We start from the raw sequence: 4,000 nt of genomic DNA on the forward strand, positions 1-4,000 counted from the left end.
CCTATTCGACCAAGACCTCATTAAAATTCGCGCTTTGTTTACGGACTCGCTTGATATCACCACAACGCGAAGCGGCGTAGATGCGTTTTTGCAACTTAAAGACGTATTTTTCGACTTTGCGCCAATTCCGCACAGAGCAAAAGCTGAACTGTCAACACCAATCCCAAAAATTCCTTCTATTTCGATTCTATCTCCCCAAGTAGTTTCCTCAGTTGTCGGAAAGAAAGTTTTATTGGGTATACCTCCGTTTCTTTTCTTCATTAGTTCAATATAAGACTGGGGTAGTCTGAAGCCAAGCTCTTTTTCAACTACTTCAATTAAATCGTAGGTAACTGGTGCAGATTGATAGTTTTTGGTGTATTCGTTATCTGACCAGAAATTACTTAGGTCGAAGTCGATAAAGTATTTGTTCATATTTAAAGAAACAATTGAGGTGAAATTTTTGGTAAAACTTGTTAAATAATAACCTAAGTTGCGAGTTACCAAATACAAATTTACTACTGAATGCAAACACGCACTTCAAAGTCGTGGTTACGCTACGCGCAACCACGACTTTGACTCAATCAAAAGTAAACGTGATTTTTCTAACATTTCTGGGATCAAATTATGGTCTTTCATATAGCTACAAGCCTTGCTATGATTCCCATAAAAGAATATCGCTGCAATTATTGCCGTTGTGATAATTTCTGGGTCGCTCACCTGACGCCGACAATCTTCATCATATCCTAGCGCTTTTAACAAATCGTCGGTGATAGCATAGATGGTAATTATTTTATTAAGCATATTCCCCTTCTACTTTTCTCTCTGGAGGAGATTTTATTGCTTAAATTACCCCATGCGATCGCTCAACAACATAACTAGCAACTTGGGTTATTAGGGATTGAAACATTATATATACAAGCTAGAACACTCTTATAAGCCTCACCTCACAATCAACTAAAATCCCTATTAGGGATTGAAACCTTTGCTACTAGTGGTGAGTCAATAGCTACTCCATTTCACAATCAACTAAAATCCCTATTAGGGATTGAAACTTAACTAAATCATCTGGTGAAACAGAGCTACAACTACTTACAATCAACTAAAATCCCTATTAGGGATTGAAACCCGACTCGCTCAAATAAAATCCCTGTTAAGGATGGAAACGAAAGTTAACAGATGAACTCCTGCGATCGCATCATAATTGATCATCGCTACAGCAATATACAGATAATTTTGGACTGACTTAGCAAATTGAGCAACTCAAGCGATCGCTTGCAATACAGTCAAATATTGGATGGTAACTTTAGGGCGATTTTGTTAAATTATAAAATCTGTCAGAACGCATCTGAGTGCCATTTCGCCAAACTTCTACTTTTTCAGGGCTAACTAAATAATAAAAGCTACCATTATCTGCTCGATATCTGCCTTTGCCAATATTTAAAGCTGCTATTTTTATAGGCTTGGTTGGGTCTTGTTTCAACTGCCCAATATAAAACAACTGACCATTTTCTTCACAAACTTTTACACGAATACTTGCAGTCTCACCCTCAATCATGGTAACTCCATTGCATTTAGTATCAGTGCTAACAGATGCAAAACCTATTGGAATTGGCTGGGAAGGTGAAACTTGCTTTGCTACTGGGGGTGTCGAGACTGGGTGCTTCAGGTTATCCATTTGTTGAACTTTAGCAGCAGAAGCAACACTTGCAGTTAAGGATGTTAACAGACGAAGGGGATCAACTGCTATTCGACCATTTGGATGAACTTCAAAGTGCAGATGAGGCGCTGTACTATTGCCTGTAGATCCCATTTCAGCAATAATTTGACCTTGAATGACCTGTTGACCCTTGCTCACCAACAAACGGCGATTGTGACCATAAACAGTGATGCTGCCGTCAAGATGTTTAATAGTTATAGCATTGCCTAATCCCCAATCATCCCAACCTGCTTTGATGACTGTACCAGATGCAGCAGCAATAATAGGAGTTCCAGATGCCCCTGCAATATCAATTCCTTCATGTTGATATTTGCGAAAGCCTTGAGAAATAAACCCTTGAGTCGGCCAGATTAAGTTAGAAGCAGGGATAAGAGTTTGCCCAATGGGGGAATAGTCTGCTAACTGTGTTAAGGCAGGTGTAGTTGTACTTAATACGGTGGTTAAAGATATTAACCCAATTAGTCCATAAGTGCAGTATCGATAAACGGTAACTTTTTTCATAAATTAAAAGTTTATTCAAACAATAATAGGACTTACGCAAAATATCTCTCAAACTCTTATTTCTCCGTGTCGCGCCAGTTGCTTCAAGTCGGGGAACCGCAAGGGCGCACTGGCTTCTCTGCGCCTCTGTGGTTCGTTATTCCGTAACTCTTGCGTAAGTCCTAAATAATTCAGATAGTTTCTGATTATTTGCTGTTTCAAGCTGACTCGGAAAATATCAGGAAATTTAGCAGATATGGCATCTCCAAGTCCCTCGCCCAACACGTTGGGACTACAAGTGTAATCTTTTCTCCGTATGCCAGCCACCGACGCATCGAACGGTGGCATACGTTTATCGAAACAGAATTCAGGAGTCAGGAGTCAGAATTCAGCATAAATGTTGTATGACTGGCCGATAGCGAGTCTACGTACCCCTACGGGGAAGCAAGCTACGCCCAGCCTCTCGTAGAGAGCGTCTGAAGAAGTGGGTTTAAGATCCCCACTAAATCTACGATTTCCTGGTCTTTAATTAGTCGCGGGTCTGAATCCCCCACTAAAAGATTGCTGAATTCTGAATTCTTCAATCTGATTCTTCCCTTCTAGCTCAGGACTTAGTGTAATTCTCGATTACTTTGGCTAAGTCTGGCACTGCTTCTTCTACGTGCTTTTTGGCTGAACCGCGAAATTTTTCATAGGTTCCTCGCACGATTTGGCGCTTGGCGTTCTTGACTCTAGCATCGGTGACACCGAGTAGCGCGTCTGCCGTCTGAGAGCGATTCGCATTCAGGTATTCAATTGGATCGCCTTTCTGTACGCCTTCACTCCAGATGGGATCAAGTGCTGTGAAGCACTGCGGTAAAATCTGCTCAACCACGTAGGGGATATACCCTGGCTTAACTCCCTTCAGGGCGGCGAAGGCAGTTTTTAAAGCGATGCCACTCATGCCTGACTTGGATGCAAGCTGTCCTTCAATCATGTTGCAACAGTCATCTATGACCATAGCCTTTTTGGTCGGGTTCAAAAGTCCCTCACTCAGTCCCATTTCACTTTTCCTTATCTAAGTAGTTAATTTCTATTCGACTAATTTTTTTAGCAAGCAGGAAATTACAGAAAATCGTATCAGAGTTAGAGGATGTTATGGACATCACATTTTCACTTCTTAAGTCTTTGCTGATAACGGGTGCTTTTTATTCTTGGGTTCGCGTTCTTGTAGAGAGACTTAACGGCAAAAGTTAGGTTATCCCATCTTGCTGAGACCTTAGCTATGTCTCTGGCTGACTTGAGGCAGTAGGCAAAACTCTATGTTCAGATCCCGAAGCTCCATTTGGAGAATCTGGAGGTTTTGAGCCACCCGATCGCTTCCGAGAAAATATAGCCTGAGCCAACGCAAACAATAGCCGAAACCCTTATTTCACGTAGGGGCAATTCATGAATTGCCCCTGAGCGCGTGTACTTTTGCGTAAGTCCTATTGTTGTTGCAGGCCAGCAGCAAAATAATGAACGTGCAGACCGTCGTCAGGACTGGACGTCTGATGAAGGTATTGACAAACATAAATTAGGGAAAAGTTCAAGACTCGTTAGTGAGGTAGTAGCTTTTTATTAATATAAGGATTATTAAGGCTTAGTGTTGGCGATCGCCCAAAATTGCGGCTTGGGAATTTTTAAAAAGCTAAGGAGAGCAAGGGAGTGGAGTTCAAACTGGAGTTTAGACTAAGCTATACAAAATGACCCAGCAGGGCTGAGTTAATCAGAGACTTAGCAAAAGTATGAATAATCTAAGGTATTAAACAGCAACAGATGCTTCTTTACGTGGTGGAGTTA

4 protein-coding genes and 2 pseudogenes are annotated in these 4,000 nt (G+C 41.4%); all 6 read right to left on the reverse strand.

Annotated features, from left to right (window positions below; translation table 11 throughout):
- Position 1 precedes the first annotated feature (1 nt).
- The gene (locus tag LC653_RS47760) at positions 2-133 is read right to left on the reverse strand and encodes a reverse transcriptase N-terminal domain-containing protein (RefSeq protein ID WP_372478313.1); all 132 of its coding nucleotides are present in this window, start codon (positions 131-133) and stop codon (positions 2-4) included.
- 20 nt (positions 134-153) lie between these two features.
- Positions 154-414 (reverse strand): annotated as a pseudogene (locus LC653_RS47765) (SMI1/KNR4 family protein); the annotation flags it as partial.
- 159 nt (positions 415-573) lie between these two features.
- Positions 574-783, reverse strand: a pseudogene (locus LC653_RS44960) (IS982 family transposase); the annotation flags it as partial.
- A gap of 502 nt (positions 784-1,285) precedes the next feature.
- Entirely contained in the window at positions 1,286-2,200 is a 915-nt protein-coding gene (locus LC653_RS44965) for a M23 family metallopeptidase (RefSeq protein ID WP_229501704.1), read from the reverse strand.
- 48 nt (positions 2,201-2,248) lie between these two features.
- Positions 2,249-2,527, reverse strand: a complete 279-nt coding sequence (locus tag LC653_RS44970) for a hypothetical protein (RefSeq protein ID WP_229501705.1) — start codon at positions 2,525-2,527, stop codon at positions 2,249-2,251.
- A 256-nt stretch (positions 2,528-2,783) separates the two neighbouring features.
- Complete coding sequence (locus LC653_RS44975; protein WP_229501706.1) at positions 2,784-3,221, reverse strand: DUF6918 family protein; 438 nt, start codon at positions 3,219-3,221, stop codon at positions 2,784-2,786.
- Positions 3,222-4,000 lie beyond the last annotated feature (779 nt).

Source organism: Nostoc mirabile CHAB5784 (assembly GCF_020829645.1).
GTDB lineage: Bacteria > Cyanobacteriota > Cyanobacteriia > Cyanobacteriales > Nostocaceae > Nostoc > Nostoc mirabile.